Annotated in this window: 13 protein-coding genes and 1 pseudogene; 1 reads left to right on the top strand and 13 read right to left on the bottom strand. The window is 70.2% G+C overall.

From position 1 onward, the window contains the following. The 13 genes from AOK03_RS35145 to AOK03_RS35205 form a co-directional block, all read right to left on the bottom strand. On the bottom strand, window positions 1-430 hold a 430-nt coding region (locus tag AOK03_RS35145), incomplete at its 3' end, for a 3-oxoacyl-ACP synthase III family protein (RefSeq protein WP_425264444.1). A 4-nt stretch (window positions 431-434) separates the two neighbouring features. Further along, on the bottom strand, window positions 435-1610 hold the full coding sequence (locus tag AOK03_RS35150) for a hydroxymethylglutaryl-CoA synthase (protein ID WP_055569448.1): 1176 nt from the start codon (window positions 1608-1610) through the stop codon (window positions 435-437). Window positions 1611-1613: 3 nt separating this feature from the next. Continuing rightward, on the bottom strand, window positions 1614-2675 hold the full coding sequence (locus tag AOK03_RS35155) for a hydroxymethylglutaryl-CoA reductase (protein WP_157869163.1): 1062 nt from the start codon (window positions 2673-2675) through the stop codon (window positions 1614-1616). Next, complete coding sequence (gene fni / locus AOK03_RS35160; protein WP_055569449.1) at window positions 2672-3763, bottom strand: type 2 isopentenyl-diphosphate Delta-isomerase; 1092 nt, start codon at window positions 3761-3763, stop codon at window positions 2672-2674. Before fni ends, AOK03_RS35155 begins: the two co-directional genes overlap by 4 nt. Then, window positions 3760-4875: a phosphomevalonate kinase gene (locus tag AOK03_RS35165; protein ID WP_055569450.1), complete on the bottom strand. Its 1116-nt coding sequence runs from the start codon at window positions 4873-4875 to the stop codon at window positions 3760-3762. The genes fni and AOK03_RS35165 overlap by 4 nt, the downstream gene beginning before the upstream one ends. After that, window positions 4872-5927, bottom strand: coding sequence for a diphosphomevalonate decarboxylase (gene mvaD / locus AOK03_RS35170; protein WP_055569451.1), 1056 nt, complete (start codon window positions 5925-5927; stop codon window positions 4872-4874). The genes AOK03_RS35165 and mvaD overlap by 4 nt, the downstream gene beginning before the upstream one ends. Beyond that, the gene (gene mvk / locus AOK03_RS35175; protein WP_341845837.1) at window positions 5917-6954 is read right to left on the bottom strand and encodes a mevalonate kinase; all 1038 of its coding nucleotides are present in this window, start codon (window positions 6952-6954) and stop codon (window positions 5917-5919) included. The genes mvaD and mvk overlap by 11 nt, the downstream gene beginning before the upstream one ends. A gap of 122 nt (window positions 6955-7076) precedes the next feature. Next, complete coding sequence (locus AOK03_RS35180) at window positions 7077-7985, bottom strand: aromatic prenyltransferase (RefSeq protein ID WP_055569452.1); 909 nt, start codon at window positions 7983-7985, stop codon at window positions 7077-7079. 474 nt (window positions 7986-8459) lie between these two features. Continuing rightward, window positions 8460-9851: a dihydropyrimidinase gene (gene hydA / locus AOK03_RS35185; RefSeq protein ID WP_055569453.1), complete on the bottom strand. Its 1392-nt coding sequence runs from the start codon at window positions 9849-9851 to the stop codon at window positions 8460-8462. A gap of 75 nt (window positions 9852-9926) precedes the next feature. Next, window positions 9927-11210, bottom strand: coding sequence for an aspartate aminotransferase family protein (locus AOK03_RS35190; protein ID WP_055569454.1), 1284 nt, complete (start codon window positions 11208-11210; stop codon window positions 9927-9929). Further along, window positions 11207-12049 (bottom strand): nitrilase-related carbon-nitrogen hydrolase, encoded by an 843-nt coding sequence (locus AOK03_RS35195; protein WP_055569455.1) that lies wholly within the window; start codon window positions 12047-12049, stop codon window positions 11207-11209. Before AOK03_RS35195 ends, AOK03_RS35190 begins: the two co-directional genes overlap by 4 nt. A gap of 216 nt (window positions 12050-12265) precedes the next feature. Further along, complete coding sequence (locus AOK03_RS35200) at window positions 12266-13603, bottom strand: hypothetical protein (protein WP_063792650.1); 1338 nt, start codon at window positions 13601-13603, stop codon at window positions 12266-12268. Between the two features lie 148 nt (window positions 13604-13751). Then, window positions 13752-14003, bottom strand: a complete 252-nt coding sequence (locus AOK03_RS35205) for a helix-turn-helix domain-containing protein (RefSeq protein ID WP_055569456.1) — start codon at window positions 14001-14003, stop codon at window positions 13752-13754. A 62-nt stretch (window positions 14004-14065) separates the two neighbouring features. Between AOK03_RS35205 and AOK03_RS44480 the strand changes: the two are divergent. After that, window positions 14066-14203 (top strand): annotated as a pseudogene (locus AOK03_RS44480) (type I methionyl aminopeptidase); the annotation flags it as partial.

Below are 14203 nucleotides of genomic sequence, written 5' to 3' on the forward strand. Positions count from 1 at the left end.
CCGCGCCGATCACCAGGGCGTGTCCGCCCCGCCGTGCCAGCATGCCCTCGACCACCGAGAGCGCGTACATGCTGCCCGAGCAGACCGCGTTGACGTCGAACGCGGCCGCGCCCGGCGCGCCCAGCTTCTGCTGCACGTACACCGCGGTCGGCGGCTGCGGCCGGTCCGGTGTGGACGTGGCCACCACGATCACCGACAGCTGGGCGGCGGTGATGCCCGCCGACTCCAGTGCGGCCCGCGCGGCTTCGACCGCCAGGTCCGAGGTGGCCTCGCCCGGCGCGGCCCACCGCCGTTCCCGGATCGCGGTCTTCCGGACGATCCACTCGCCTTCCACCCCGGCCGGCGCCCCGACCTCGTCATTGGAGACGATGCGGTCCGGCACGTAGTGGCCGGTACCGAGGACCGCGATATCGGTCGCGCTGTCCGTCATTCGCCTACCGCCGTTCGTAGATCCGCTTGTGGCCGCGCAGGGCGGCGAGACGGAACTGCCCGCCGGTCTGCACCGGTGTGGGGTAGTCCCCGCCGTCGGTCGGGAAGGACCGCTCGTGCAGCTCCTTGTAGCCCGCGTAGTCGAGCTCCGTGCGGCGCGCGATGGCCTCCTGGTGCTCCGCGGTGCGCAGCTGGTCGCGGTAGCCGGGGACGACCCGGCCCGCGAAGAACTCCGCGACGCTGCCCGAGCCGTAGCTCAGGAAGCCGATGGAGCGGTCGGTCAGGTCCTCCGCCTGGTCGAGCAGCGCGGCCAGGCCCAGGTACACGGACGCCGTGTAGCTGTTGCCGATGACCCGGTTGTACGCCGTGGTCTGGCCGAGCCCCTGCTCGATGACGTCCTTGTCGGTGTCGAATCCGCAGTAGTTCAGCAGGTGGCGGTGGGCCTTGTAGGCCATCTTCGTGAAGGGCTGGTGGTAGCAGAACGCGGCGAACTCGTCGAGGGAGTGCCCGCCCTGCTCCGTGTAGTCCTTCCAGCAGCCCTCGACGGCCTGCAGGTAGGCGGAGATCGACTCCTGCCCGTCGACCAGCGCGGCGTCCCGGTAGTTGGGCCGCCAGAAGTCCATCACGTCCGCGGTGAACAGTCCGGACGGGCCGTCGAACCTGATGAGCGCGGGGTCCGCGCCGACCAGCATCGCGACCGCGGCCGCGCCCTGCGTGGCCTCGCCGGGGCTGTCCAGTTCGTACTTGGACACGTCGCTGGCGATCACGAGGACCTGCTGCGAGGGGTCCCGCGCGACCAGGCCCAGGGCGAACTGGAGGCCCGCGGTCGCCCCGTAACAGGCCTGCTTCAGCTCGACCACGCGCGCCGCCGAGGGCAGCCCGAGCAGTGAATGGACGTACACACCGCCCGACTTGGCCTGGTCGATCGAGGATTCGGTGGCGAAGACGACGGTGCGGATGCGCTCGCTGCCGTGCCGCTCGACGATCGGCGCGGCCGCGGCGGCGGCCAGCGTGACGATGTCCTCGTCGGCCGCCGGCACGCTCATCGACTCCTGGCCGATGCCGATGTGGTACTTGCCGATCTCCGTGCCGTTGTACTCGGCGAGCGCCGTGTGCGGCAGCACGAACTCGGTGGTCGCGAACGACAGATCGTGGATTCCTATGCCTGAGTCACTGGCCATGCCCTACACACCGACCTTTTCCGTCTGGTTGCCGCGCTCCAACTGGACATGTGCACGCATCAGTTCACCGGGGTTCGTCTGTGCGGCGAGGAGCGAGAGCTCGCCGCACAGGACCGTCGCCGCACCGATCACCGCGAGGCGGCGGGCGTTCTCGCCGGGCTCGCGTTCGACCCGGCAGCCGAGCCGGGCGAGGTTGGTCTCCACGAACTCGAGCCCCTTGCCGTTGCCGACCGTGCCGACGATCAGGTTCGGCAGGGTGCAGGCGAAGTAGAGGTCGCCGTCGCGGTCCTCGGCCATCGTGACGCCCTGCGAGCCCTCGACGATGTTGGCCGCGTCCTGGCCGGTCGCGAGGTAGAAGCCGAGCAGCATGTTGGCGTAGTGGGCGTTCGCGGAGCGGATGCCGCCCGCGAGCAGGGTGCCGAGCATGTTCTTGCGGATGTTCAGCTGGACGACCTTCGCGGCCGTCGTGTGCAGGACATCGGTGACGATGTCGCGCGGGATCAGGAGCTCCGTGACCACGTTCTTGCCGCGGCCGAGGATGCCGTTGATCGCGGTGGCCTTCTTGTCCGTGCAGTAGTTGCCCGAGATCGACCCGTAGGAGATGCCCGGGATCGTCTCCAGCAGGTGCTTCAGGAGCGCGTCGGACGCGAGCGTCGCCATGTTGTGGCCCGAGGCGTCACCGGTGGTGAACTCGAACCGGATGAAGAGCAGGTTGGCGTTGATCTCGTGCCGGATGTTGATCAGCTGGGCGAACCGGCTGCAGCCGCGCACCACTTCGCGCAGCTCGTCGATCCGTGCGTCGATGGCCCGCGCGGCGACGTAGGCGGTCTGTGCGTCCGTCGCCTCGACCAGCACCGAGCGGGTCATCCGCTCGTCGACGAGCGTGGCGACGATGCCTTCCTTGACCAGCCGGGAGACCTTCGCGCCGCGGCCCACCGAGGGCCACAGCGGCGTCTCGTAGGTGGCCAGCGGGACCTGGGTCTCGGTGGTGGCGACGTTCCCGGAGATGCGCAGGGGGCCGACCCACCGCATCGGGACGCCGGCGATTGCGTGTGTCTCGGTCATCGGGTGCTTCCCGTCAGCTGGTGGGCGGCCTCGACGGAACGGGAGCGCTGCGCGAACGTCCCCGTCTCGATGCCTCGGTCGGCGCAGAAGTCACGGAGTTCACCGTGGATCAGCAGGTCACAGCGCGTCAGTTCGGCGGGGGTGCGCGCGCCGAGCATGGTCTGCAGGGCGGCGAGCTGGTCGAGCCACGTCGAGATCTGCGCGATCAGCGCGGAGACGCCCTCGTCCTTGAGGGTGCGCAGGAATCCGCCGGAGGCTCCGACGCCGGACGCGCCGAGCGCCAGCGCGCGGGCGACGTCGAGCGCGTTGCGCACGCCGCCGGAGGCGAGGACGGGGATGCCGACGTCCTGGGTGTCCAGGAGGCAGGCCGCGGTGGACTGTCCCCAGCCGTGCATGAACGCGTACTCGCCGAGCTCGCGTCGGCCGTTCTCGATGCGGGCGAAGTCCGTGCCGCCGCGGCCGCCGAGGTCCGCGACCTGGACGCCGAGGCTTTCGATGAGCAGGACGGTCTCACGGCTGAGGCCGTTGCCGACCTCCTTGACGATCACGGGGACGTCGACGGCCGCCGCGATCTTCTCGATCTGCGGGACCCAGGAGGCGAACGACCGGTCGCCCTCGGGCATCGGCGTTTCCTGCGCGGTGTTGATGTGGATCTGCAGGGCGTTGGCCTGCACCAGGTCGATGGCGCGCTGCACCTTGTCGACCGAGGCGGTCGCGTTGACGTTGGCCAGGACGAACCCGTCCGGGTTCTCCTTGCGCAGCACGCTGAACGTGTCGGCGCACGAGGGGTCCTTGAAGTACGCGCTCATGGACCCGGAGGCGACGGCCACGCCGGTCTCGCGGGCGGCGATGGCCAGGTCGCGGTTGATGATGCCGGTGCTGACGCTGCCGCCGGTCATCGCGTTGATGTAGAGGGGCACCGGCCAGGAGATGCCGGCGAAGGTCGTGGCCAGGGACACGTCCGGCCGGTCGATGCCGGCCAGGGCGTGGTGGACGAACGACACCTCGTCGAACTGGTTGTGTCCGCTGTGCTGACGCGCGTGCTCGACAGCGAGCCGGACGTGGTCGTCCTTGCGTTGAGAGATCATTCTGCGTTCCCTTCCATGGCGGGACGGATCGGCAAGGGCCGCACCCCCGCCGTGGTCCACCGTTTGCGTAGGTGAGCGATGTCCAGTGACGCCTCGGCGTCGATCAGTGCGATGCCGCAGTCGCCGCCGCCCGCCCCTGAGGGCTTGGCCGCGCCGCCGACCGCCTCGGCGGCCTCGCACAGCGCGGTCAGCCGTTGCGTGAAGATTCCGAGCCCGACCTCTTCGTCGAGGCGGGCCAACTCCTGCCGGGCACGCCGGATCTGCCGCAGCAGACCCTCGCGGTCGCCGCCCTCCAGTGCGTCGATCGAGGCACGCACGAAGTCGTTGCTGGTCTCCACGAACCTCTGGTGGGAGGCGCTGCCCCGCCAGGTCCGCCGGTCGAGGCCGGACACGAGAGACGAGGTGGAGGCGGGTGTTCCGGTCCAGCCGACCTCCAGTGAGAGGCCCTCGGGCTGCGGCAGTGCGCGTACTTCGTGACCCGGCCAGGGCACGCGCAGGGCCTCCTCGACGCCCGATCTCCGGGCCAGGTCGAGGACGGCGGCCCGGTCGGGTGCCCGATAGGCGATCCAGCCGCCCCAGGTGCCTGCGGCGAGATCGCCGCCGGAGGCCTTGGGCTCGAGGCCCGCCGTGGCGAGCATCGCGAGGCGGTAGCGGGCGTCGCGCGTCAGGTCGAGGCCGCAGTGGGCCGCCATGGCGGCGACGGTCGCCACGACGACCGCTCCGCTCGACCCGAACCCGAACTTGGTGCCGTTGTCGTGCAGTTCGCTGCTGACGGAGATGTCGAGCGCGGGCGCGGGCAGCTCCCGTTCGGCGAGCAGGCGGCCGACGATCTCGACGGCGGCCGCCACGTGCGCGAAGCTCTCCCGGAGCAGTCGCCCGTCCTCAGGACCCGATCCGCCGAGCCGGCCGTCCTGCCATCGGCAGTGCGCCTTCCGCGCGGCGAGATCCGAGGAGAGTACGACGCCGGATCCACCGGGGTCGGACACGGTGACGGTGACGTACCGGTCGACGGCGATCAGGATGGCCGGGTTGCCCGGCTCCACCACCGCGTACTCCCCGGCGACGTACAGCTTGCCCGGCGCGCGCCGGACGACCGTCGGCCGACGGGTCACCGTCCGTCCCCGGGCAGCAGCCTGGCGGCCGGGCCCGGACGGGCGATGTGGATGGCGCCGCCCTGCGCGGCGCCGCGCACGACACCGGCCACCCGGTCGGCGTCCGCGTTGCGGCAGAGCACCTTGACGTTGGGCCCGGCGTCCATGGTCGCGTAGGCGAGCACCCCGTCGCGGCGGAGCTGCAGCACGCTGTCGAGCACGGTGAGCGAGGCCGGGGACATGTAGCGGACCGCGGGGCGGGCCGCCAGCATCGTGGCGTGCATGCCGAGCGCGTTGCGCTCCGCGATCTCGCCGACCGCTTCGAGGTCGCCCCGGCCGAGGGCCTGGCGCATGTCGACCAGGTCGTCCTTGCTGGAGACGGCCCACGGTTCGAAGAGCGGCGAGGTGTCCACGGTCCGTCGCATGGCCGCCCTGCTGGACACGTCCTTGGGTCCGGCGTTGACGACGGCGACGACCAGTGCGGGGTCGAGCGGCCCGGTGGGCACCGGCTCGGCGTACGAGCTGAGGTCCGCCTCCTCCTCCGTGCCGGTGTGGCGTCCCGCGTGCCAGACCACGAAGTCCCCGAAGAGGGAGCGCGAGGCGGACCCGGATCCGCGCCGGGCCAGGCGGGAGAGCGCGGTGGCGTCGAGGTCGAGGCCGTAGGCGGCGGCCGCGGCGACGGCCAGGGCGGCGAATCCGCTCGCGGAGGACGCGAGGCCCGCCCCGGTGGGGACGGTGTTCTCGGTGTCCACGACGGCGCGGTCGGCGCTGTTGGCGCGCTCGCGCACCAGGTCGAGGAAGGTGACGATGCGCCGCTGGGCTTCACCCTGCGCGGGGACGCCGCCGAGCGTCACGTCGTCGTGCTCCGCTCCGGGCTCCCGTCGCACGCGGGTGGTGGTCGGGAAGATGTCCAGGGTCATCGAGAGGCTGTCGGTGCGCGGCAGGATGAGCCGCTCGTCGCGCTTGCCCCAGTACTTGATCAGTGCGATGTTCGGGTGCGCGACGGCGGTCGCGCTGCCCGCCGTGCTCGCCGGGGCGGTCCGTACCGCCGTGGCCTGTTGTTCAACGGCCATGGCCGGCAAACCCCCTCAGTGGTACGACCCATGTCTGTTCGGCGCCGGCTTCGTGCAGCTGCCGGGTCACCGCGCTCGCCCGCTCGGGCTGGGTCAGCGCGAGCACGCAGCCACCCATCCCACCGCCCGTGATCTTGGCGCCGAGGCTGCCCGCCGCGAGCGCCCCTTCGACCAGTGCGTCGATCCGGTCGGTGCTCAACCCGGCGGCACGCAGGAGCTCGTGATACTCCGTCATGCGGGTGCCGAGCTCCTCGGGCTTGCCGTCCGCGAGCGCGTGCCGGGCCTCGTCGGTGAGGTCCGTGGCGCGGCGTACGAAGTGTTCCTGCGCTCCGGCGTGGCGCTGGAAGCCTTCGCGGAGCATGCTGACCGCGTCCTTGGTCCTGCCCACCTCGCCGCTGTCGGCGATGATGAACAACTCCTCGCAGCCGACGGGCAGTTCCTCGGAGCGGCCCTGCTGGAACAGCAGGGGTCCGGGCGCGCCCACGGCGGTGGCGTCGACGCCGCTGGCGCGGCCGTGGGCCACGTTCTCGGCGGTCTGCACCAGGTCGAAGGCCGTCTGCGGGGTGACCTCGCGGTCGAAGAGGTCGGCCAGCGCGAAGACCACGGCGCGCGCGCAGGCGGCGCTGGAACCGAGGCCGCGGCCGGGCGGGATGGCGCAGTCCAGAATGACGTCGAGGTGTACGTCGTCGGCCACGTTCATGGTCGTCCGGAACTCGGCACTGAGTCGCCGGAGCCAGTCGGAGGCCTGTGTCGCCACCGGGCGGGAGGCAGAACCGGTCATTGTCAGAGACACTCCGCCGGCGTCACCCGGCGACTGGGCGGACCATCCGGCGCTCGCCGTGACCGCCAGCTGGGGCACCGGGAGCGCAAGGGCGGGAGCGCCGTAAACGACCGCGTGCTCCCCCAGCAAAATGGCCTTCGCGTGGGCGCGACCGATTCCGACGGAGCGAGCGCGACGGATTTCTGACACCCCTTCCGCTGAGCTCGGTGACGTCATCGCACTCAGCTCCCCTTCTCTTTTCCGCATGGAGATCGCATCATCCAGAGTTCTAGGAATGAATGAGGTTCCAGAGAAAAGGGCTTGCGGAGAGGAATGGAATTCATCTCTCCGCAAGCCCTCGAACCGCGGCCCTGACGGGCGAGGTGGTGTCAGGAGTCGGAACGCAGCAGGTTCTCGACGCGCTTCTGCCACTGGTAGTACGACGCGATCTTGTGGTACTCGCCCTTGGGTGTCGACGCGATGCCGTAGACGTAGTTGCGGCCCGTGGTGTCGTACGGCGCTTCCTTGATGAGGCGCTCGAAGGTCGGGGCGAACGTGATCGGCAGGCCCAGCGGCTCCGGCGTCATGACGGAGTAGGTGAACCGGTTGATCTTCGGGGAGTCCCAGTTCAGGGTCACGTAGATGACGAAGGAGCGCTCGCAGAACCGCAGGAGCTCCTCGCTCGGCTCGGAGAGACCGAGCTCGCCGAGGATCTCCCTGACGCCCTTCTCCTCGAAGACCTCGGCGGGCACGCGGTCGCCGACGCCGCCGCCGAAGTACAGGTTCATCGTGCGCTTCGAGTAGTCGATGCCGACCGTGCTGACCATGTCGGCCAGGCCCCACTTCTCGAAGAAGTCACGGTTGGCGGCCACGGCGGCCGGGATCGACGGCAGCTCGACGAGGTCGGCTATCTTCACCAGGTTCTCGGCGCTCGGGAAGGACCAGGTCTTCGTGAAGCCCCCCGCGACTCCGAAGTCGACGCCGCAGCTGGTGATGGGGAGGTTCGCGTGAACCTCCTTCAGCAGGCTGCCGACGGCGTGGTCCGTCTTCGGCGTGAGGCCGTGCTCCAGGGCACGGGCGTACGGGTCGAAGTCCTTCGGGAGCATCGTGAAGCGGGCGTCGAGGTCGTCGGCGCTGCTGCCCGTCGACGCCCGGAAAGAGATGACGGACTGCCCGACCACGTCCTTGTAGGCATTGAGGATGGGCCAGACCTTGTCACGCGAAGCGGTGACGTCCACCAGCTGAGCCGTCTTGTCGACGATCGAGTACAGCTCTTCCAAATCGGTGAACTCTGACATTTTTCCTCCACTTATCGATCTTGGCGTCTGTTTGAACGAGAGCACATCATCGGCAGCACACCAGAAGCTGTTTTCCGCAAGCAGTTCGACTTAGGATCGTCAATCCCCCGCACCCCGGCTCAAGGCAGACTCAGGGCGCACTCAGGGCACGCTCAGGGCATGCCTGTCGACACGCAACATGACAGGCATGCATGGAATGCAAAGGGGTATCGGTACTGCACCGAGCAGAGACTCGGTCTCGCCTGTACCAACCGGCGGCTACGGCACTCGACCCGCGGCCTCACGGCGGTTTTTGGGCAGAGTCGGCGTGCAGAAATAGTGACACGGGTGACGCCTTCGAGCCAAGCGCCACCCCGTGTGACCCGGGTCACACGGAATGAAGTCGCCCCAGAGCCAGGGACGTTGTAAAGGGCGAGGACCGCGCACCGCGGTCCTCGCCCTTCAACACCTGCCGTTCGGCAGGATCAGCGCAGCTCACACGTACTGACAGATGCCCCGCCGCAGGAACGACCCGTGCCCCGAACGCCCGGCGTAGACACGGTTGTCGATCACCGGGACGCCCCGCGACAGCACCGTCTCCACCCGCCCCGTCACCCGCTTGCCCTCGTAGGCCGAGTAGTCCACGTTCATGTGGTGGGTCTGCGCCGACATGATCTGCTCGGCGTGCGGGTCGTAGATGACGATGTCGGCGTCGGCCCCCGGGGCGATCGTGCCCTTCCTCGGGTACAGGCCGAACATCCGGGCCGGCGTCGCGCAGGCGACCTCGATCCAGCGGCGTCGGCTGATGTGTCCGTCGACGACAGCCTGGTGCAGCAGGTCCATGCGGTTCTCGACGCCCGGCATGCCGTTCGGGATCTTCGAGAAGTCCTCCCTGCCCATCTCCTTCTGGCCCTTGAAGCAGAACGGACAGTGGTCCGTGGAGACCACCTGCAGGTCGTTCGTGCGCAGCCCGCGCCACAGCACGGCCTGGTGCTCCTTCGGCCGCAACGGGGTCGAGCAGACGTACTTCGCGCCCTCGAAGTCGGGCTCCGCCAGGTTGTCGGTCGACAGGAAGAGGTACTGGGGGCACGTCTCGCCGAAGACCGGGAGGCCGTCGTCCCGCGCCCGGGTCAGCTCGGCGACGGCCTCCTGCGCCGACACGTGCACCACGTACAGCGGGGCGCCGGCCACCTGGCTGAGCCGGATCACCCGGTGCGTCGCCTCCGCCTCGAGCAGCGCCTTGCGGACCTCGCCGTGGTAGCGCGGGTCCCGCTCGCCGCGCGCCAGCGCCTGCTCCACCAGGACGTCGATGGCGAGGCCGTTCTCCGCGTGCGCCATCACGAGGCCGCCGTTGGAGCCCGCGCGCTGCATCGCCCGGAGGATCTGCCCGTCGTCGGAGAAGAAGACGCCGGGGTATGCGGTGAACAGCTTGAACGAGGTGATCCCGGACGCGACGAGCGTGTCCATCTCCTTGAGCGAGGACTCGTTCACGTCGGACATGATCATGTGGAATCCGTAGTCGACCGCGCACTTCCCGGCCGCCTTCTCGTGCCACGTGTCGAGCCCCTCCGCGAGCGTGCCGCCCTTGGGCTGGATCGCGAAGTCGATGATGGTGGTCGTGCCGCCCCAGGCCGCGGCGCGGGTGCCGGTCTCGAAGGTGTCCGCGGCGAGGGTGCCGCCGAAGGGCATCTCCATGTGCGTGTGCGCGTCGACGCCGCCCGGGATCACGTACTTCCCGGACGCGTCGATCACGTGGTCGGCCGTCCAGCCGTGGCTGTCGCGGGTGGCCAGCGCCGCGACGCGGCCGTCCTCCACCAGTACGTCGACGGGCAGTTCGTCGGAGGCCGTGATGACCAGGCCGCCGGTGATCAGAGTGCGGGTACTCATGTGGTGCGCTCCCTTTCCTGCGATCCTGCGGGGCCGTGCGTACGGGGAGGAGGGCCCTGGGCGCTCCTCGGGGTGCTAGGCGCTCCGCAGCGCCCGTTCGAGGATCGCGGCGCCCTCCTCGGCCTCCGCGACGGTCAGCGAGAGCGGTGGGGCCACGCGCAGCACGCTGGTGTCGTGTCCGCCGCCCTTGCCGATGAGCAGTCCGCCCTCGCGGGCCGCTTCGAGCACGGCCGCGGCCGCCTGCGGGTTCGGCCGGCCGGTGGCGGGCTCGATCAGCTCGATGCCGATCATCAGGCCGCGTCCGCGCACCTCGCGCACGACGGGCAGTTGGGCGCAGATGGCGCGCAGCCGCTCGATGAGGAGTCCGCCGACGCGCCGCGCGTTGCCCTGGAGGTCGTGCTCCAGGAGGTACGCGAGGTTGGCGAGCCCGGCCGCCATGGTGACCGGGGAGCCGCCGAACGTCGAGATGGAGTTGGCGTCGAGGGAGTTCATGACCTCGGCGCGGGCCACGACGCCGCCGATCGACATGCCGTTGCCGATGCCCTTGGCGAAGGTCAGGATGTCCGGCGAGCCGTTCTCGGCATGGGCCTGCCAGCCCCAGAAGTGTTCGCCGGTGCGGCCCCAGCCGGTCTGTACCTCGTCGGAGATCCACAGGATGCCGTGCTCGTCCAGGACCTCCTTGAAGGCGGCGTACAGGCCGTCGGGCGGTGAGGTGAAGCCGCCGACGCCCTGGATCGGCTCGGCGATCAGGGCGGCCACTCCCCCGCGGCTCTGTCCGAGCATGTCCCGCAGGTCGGCGACGCAGGCCGCGGTGAACTCGGCGTCGCTCAGCTCCGCGTACGGGCCGCGGCCGCGGACGCCCCCGTGGACGTACAGCGTCTGGAGCGGCGAGAGGCTGGTCGGCGACCACGACTGGTTGCCGGTGATGCCGACGGTCGTGAAGGAGCGGCCGTGGTAGCTGTTGCGCATCGCCAGGATCTGGTTGGAGCGGCGGTGGGCGGTGGCGAGCAGCAGGGCCGCGTCGTTGGCCTCGGTGCCCGAGGTGGTGAAGAAGACGCGGGCGTCGGGGATGCCGGACAACGCCGCGATCCGCTCGGCGAGTTCGACCATCGGGCGGTTGAGGTAGAGCGTCGAGGAGTGGATGATCCGGCCGGCCTGCTCGCTCACCGCCTTGGTGACCTCGGGCAGGGCGTGGGCCGTCATGGTGGTGAGGATGCCGCCGAAGAAGTCGAGGTACTTCCTGCCGTCGGCGCCCCAGACGTGGCGGCCCTCCCCGTGGGTGAGCTCCATGGGCCGCTCGTAGTAGAGCGCGAGCCAGTCGGGCAGCACGGCCCGGTGGCGGTCGTACAGATCGGTCACGGCTGCACCAGCCCTTCGTAGGCATCGGGACGGCGGTCGCGGTAGAACGCCCACTGCTGGCGCACTTCCTCGATGAGGCCGAAGTCGAGGTCCCTGACGACGAGTTCCTCGGCCTTGTCGCTCGCGGGCTCGCCGACGAACTGGCCGCGCGGGTCGACGAAGTAGGAGGTTCCGTAGAAGTCGTTGTCGCCGTACTCCTCCTGGCCGACGCGGTTGATCGCGGCGATGAAGTACTCGTTGGCGACGGCGGCCGCGGGCTGTTCGAGCTGCCAGAGGTAGGCGGAGAGGCCGCGCGAGGTGGCGGAGGGGTTGTAGACGATCTGGGCGCCGTTAAGGCCCAACTGGCGCCAGCCCTCGGGGAAGTGGCGGTCGTAGCAGATGTAGACGCCGACCTTGCCCACCGCGGTGTCGAAGACGGGCCAGCCCAGGTTCCCCGGCTTGAAGTAGTACTTCTCCCAGAAGCCCTTGACCTGGGGGATGTGGTGCTTGCGGTACTTGCCGAGGTAGCTGCCGTCGGCGTCGATGACGGCGGCGGTGTTGAAGTAGAAGCCGGACTGCTCGACCTCGAAGACGGGGACGACGATCACCATGCCGGTCTCGCGCGCGAGGTCCCGCATGCGGGTGACGGTGGGGCCGTCCGGCACGGGCTCGGCCCAGCGGTAGTGCTCGGCCTCCTGGACCTGACAGAAGTAGGGGGCGTTGAAGACTTCCTGGAAGCCGATCACCTTCGCGCCCTGCCGGGCCGCCTCGCGGGCGTGTTCCTCATGCTTGGCGATCATGGATTCGGTGTCGCCTGTCCAGGTCGCCTGGACCAGTGCGGCGCGTACGACGTTGGCCATGAGCTGCTCCTTCGTATGCCCTTGAGAGGACGTCAGAGAGCCTCTACGCACGTAGATCTGCTGCGTGGATTAGGAGAACGTAAGCCTCCCCCGAGGGGCGGAGCAAGACCATCGTCGTCAACCGGCGGAGTCGATCATGTTTCGCACCCGAGCGGGCGAGAAACGGGCGCGAAGCGGCAGGGACCCGGCTGCGGGGCCGACGCGGGGCGGTCCGGATCAGGCGCTGAATCCGGCGACGCGCAGGGCGTGCACCAAATCCCAGTGGTGCTCCTCGGAGACTCCGCGTGCCGTCTCCAGGAGCAGGGGTATGAGCCGGCGGGGGTCGGTGTGCGCGCAGCGGGCCACGTCCTCGGGGGTGCGGACCCGGAGATAGGAGTCGAGGAGGGCGCGGGCCTCCCGCTCCCGGCCCGCGTCGATCAGCGCGATGATCGCCTCGGCGATCTCCGGCGCGGGGCGCGCGACCCCCTGTCGCAGCAGCTTCCTGCAGTCGTCGGCGCGGCCGGACCCGGCCAGCGCGTCCGCCAGCGCGACGAGCCGGTCCGGCGGCAGCGACGCGGCCTCCCACAGCAGGGTCGCCCAGTCCGCGCCGAGCCCGGCGCGGTGCAGCTCCGCGGCGAACAGGGGCAGCCGGTCCGCGGGCCAGCCCGCGGCCTCCACGAGCACTCCGTGCGCCTCGCCGCTGCGGCCCTCGCCGCGCAGCTGGATGAGTTCCCGCACGGCGTCGGAGGTCGCACGGGCGGCGGGGTCCTCGACAGGGCCCGGGGGCGCCTGGGGCGCAGGCTCGGAGTCAGCGGCGGGGACGGGCTCATAGCCCCCTTCGCCGAACGCGCCGTCCAGGGCCTCCGCGGCGGGCGCGGCGTCCTGTCGGGGTACGCGCAGTTCGTCGTCCGGCGACGGAAAGGGGGAAGAGGACGAAGGTGACGAGGGCGACGACAGGAACGGGGACGAGGAGGAGGGCGATGCCTCCGGAACGGCGGGCCCGCCCGGAAACACCCCGAAGCCGTCGCCCGACACCGCCGTGCCGAGGTCGACCCACGACGGGCGCTCGGCCTCGACGAGGCGGTCCATCCGCTCCTGGATCTCGGCGCAGCGGGCCGTCGCGCGGTCGTGGTCGTCGCGCACCCAGGCGAGATCGAGGTTGATGCGGTCGACGTCGTCGGCGTCGACCGCCGCGCTCAGCTGGCGCGTCAGGTCCGCCTGCCGCTCCAGGGCGATCCGCTGCTCCGTGAGCATCATGTCGAGCCGGTCGCTGAGGAGCTCGTGGCCGCCGGGCCTGGCGTCGTAGGCGGCGACCGACGCCCGGTGCAGCGCCCGCGCCGTGTCCGTCTCGCGCTCGGCCTCGGGGATGCCGCGATCCGCCGCGAGGTCGTGGAGCAGCGCCTGGACCACGTCCCAGGGCGGCACCTCGGCGCCGTCCAGACAGGCCCGCATGCCGTCCGGATCTCGCTGCCAGAACACGCCGCACCAGCCTGCCGCCTGGTCGAGCCGACCCAGCAGATCCCTCAGATATCTAGCGAACTCCCTGACCTGATCCGGGAGTTGTCCCACTGCCATCTGACCAGCACCGTCCCGTGAAGCCTGGAGTCTTCCGGTCCGGAAGATAACACCAGACGTGTTACGGGACGACTACATGCAGTTTTCGGCGGGCATTACGGGCCGATACGGACCGCTCGGGCCACCCCGCACATGGCCGGTTCGGGCCCTAGACCACGGCCGGCTCGCAGCGGACCACCAGCTCATCCAGCGAGAGCCCCAGCACGGACGCCAGCGCCGCCACGGTGAACAGCGCGGGGGTGGGCGCGCGGCCCGTCTCGATCTTCCGCAGCGTCTCCGCCGACAGGCCCGCCTCCGCGGCGACCGAGACCATGCTCCGCTCCGCGCGTGCCGCACGGAGGAGCGCCCCGAGACGCTCGCCGCGCTCACGCTCTTCTGGGGTCAAAGGAGTCCGCACCATGCGCCCATCCTAACCGACCCCCATTAGAATACCGGCATTGAAATACCGGTATAGTAATGGGCATGGTGGAACTCAAGACAGCACAATCGATCGACGCGATGCGCGAAGCGGGCCGCATCGTGGCGCAAGCCCTGACCGCCGCCCGCAAGGCCGCGGCCGTCGGGGTGTCCCTGCAGGACCTGGACGCGGTGGCGCACGAC

Origin of the sequence: Streptomyces atriruber, from assembly GCF_001418325.1 — a bacterium.
Lineage (GTDB): Bacteria > Actinomycetota > Actinomycetes > Streptomycetales > Streptomycetaceae > Streptomyces > Streptomyces atriruber.